Origin of the sequence: Catellatospora bangladeshensis, from assembly GCF_016862575.1 — a bacterium.
Classification (GTDB): Bacteria; Actinomycetota; Actinomycetes; order Mycobacteriales; family Micromonosporaceae; genus Catellatospora; species Catellatospora bangladeshensis.
Genome location: NZ_BONF01000094.1, coordinates 1 through 1,443, shown reverse-complemented (window position 1 = coordinate 1,443; position 1,443 = coordinate 1). Strand labels below are relative to the sequence as shown.

Here is a 1,443-nt window from a genome sequence, read left to right as displayed (position 1 = left end):
AGAGAAGCGCAGCGTTCGGCCCGCAGAGGCTGCCGAACTGCTCGGCATCTGCCGAGACACGGTGTATGTGCTCATGCGCGCCGGACGCCTCCGTTCCGTCAAAGCGGGCCGCGCCCGCCTGATCCCCGTCACCGCAATCGAAGAGTTCCTGACCAGTGAAGAGGGCATGGCATGAGTGGCAAGAATCGCCGTGGGCACGGCGAAGGTTCGGTATACGAGCAGCGGCCGGGCCTCTGGGCCGCTGTAGTCGATCTCGGCTGGATCGATGGCAAACGCCGCCGCAAGTACGTTTACGCCACCAGCGAAGCCGAGGCCATCAAGAAGCGTGACGAGCTGCGCCGCGCGCTCCAGCTCGGCATGAACCTGGCGGCTGCGCCTCGCACACTCGCGGAGTGGCTGACTGAGTGGCTGGCGGAGAAGGACCGGGACGGCTCCACCAAGCCGACGACGATCGCGCGATACCGGCAGGTCATCGACGGACACCTGATCCCCCACCTCGGGCGAATCAAGCTCGACAAGCTGGCACCGCGGGACGTGCAACGCATGGTGGCGCAGCTGCGCGACAGGATGGCCGCCGCGTCGGTGGTGAAGATTCACGCGGTGCTACGCGTCGCCCTGGCCGACGCTCTCCGCCTCGACCTGGTCGAGCGCAACGCTGCGAAGGCCGCGAAGCTGCCGAAGCTCGGCCGGACGGAGCGCCGGGCGCTCACGCCGGCCGAGGCCCGGAAGCTGCTCGCGGAGGTGTCGGGCGACCGCCTGGAGGCGTTCTTCGTCCTGGCGCTAACCACAGGCCTGCGGCGGGGCGAGCTGCTCGGCCTGCGGTGGATCGACGTCGAGACTGACGAGAAGGTGCTGTTCGTCCGCCAGACGCTCCAGCGGGTCAGCGGTCAGCTCAGGATCGTGTCGCCGAAGACGCACCGGTCGGCGCGGCCCGTGCCGCTGGCGCGGCTCGCCTGCGAGGCGCTCGTGCGACACCGTGAGGTGCAGGACCGGGAAATGGCGGCTGTCGGTGAGCTGTGGCGTGACTCCGGCCTTGTCTTCGCCAACACGCTGGGTGGACCGATGGAGCCGCGCAACGTCAACCGGCGGTTCGAGCAGGCTCGCCAGGCCGCAGGGCTGGAATGGCTCCGGCTGCACGATCTCCGGCACGCGTTCGCGACGTTCCTCCTCCACGACGGGCAGGAACTGCGAACCGTGATGGACCTGCTCGGCCACTCCACGATCCGTCTCACGGCCGACACCTACGGGCATGTCCTGCCCGCGAAGGCGCGCGACGCAGCGGACGGCATCGATCGAATCATGGGCGAGGAAGGCGAGGAGAAGAGGCCCCAATAGCTAGATCAAAAAGCGCTAGGCTGTACCGATGGCTGTACTACAGCCTTCGGTACAGCCTAGTTATAGCTGGTGGAGCCTAGGAGAATCGAACTCCTAACCCCCGCCTTG

The 1,443-nt window shown here is 67.4% G+C and carries 2 protein-coding genes; both read left to right on the top strand.

Annotation, left to right across the window (positions count from 1 at the left end):
- Window positions 1–175 (top strand): helix-turn-helix domain-containing protein (locus Cba03nite_RS39370; RefSeq protein ID WP_203757675.1); only part of this gene is annotated, 175 nt, incomplete at its 5' end.
- Window positions 172–1,335, top strand: coding sequence for a tyrosine-type recombinase/integrase (locus Cba03nite_RS39365; protein WP_203757672.1), 1,164 nt, complete (start codon window positions 172–174; stop codon window positions 1,333–1,335). The genes Cba03nite_RS39370 and Cba03nite_RS39365, both read left to right, overlap by 4 nt.
- Window positions 1,336–1,443 lie beyond the last annotated feature (108 nt).

Bases quoted from the DNA above. Each gene is read 5' to 3' on its own strand.
- Cba03nite_RS39365 (WP_203757672.1), top strand. From the start codon at position 172: ATGAGTGGCAAGAATCGCCGTGGGCACGGCGAAGGTTCGGTATACGAG.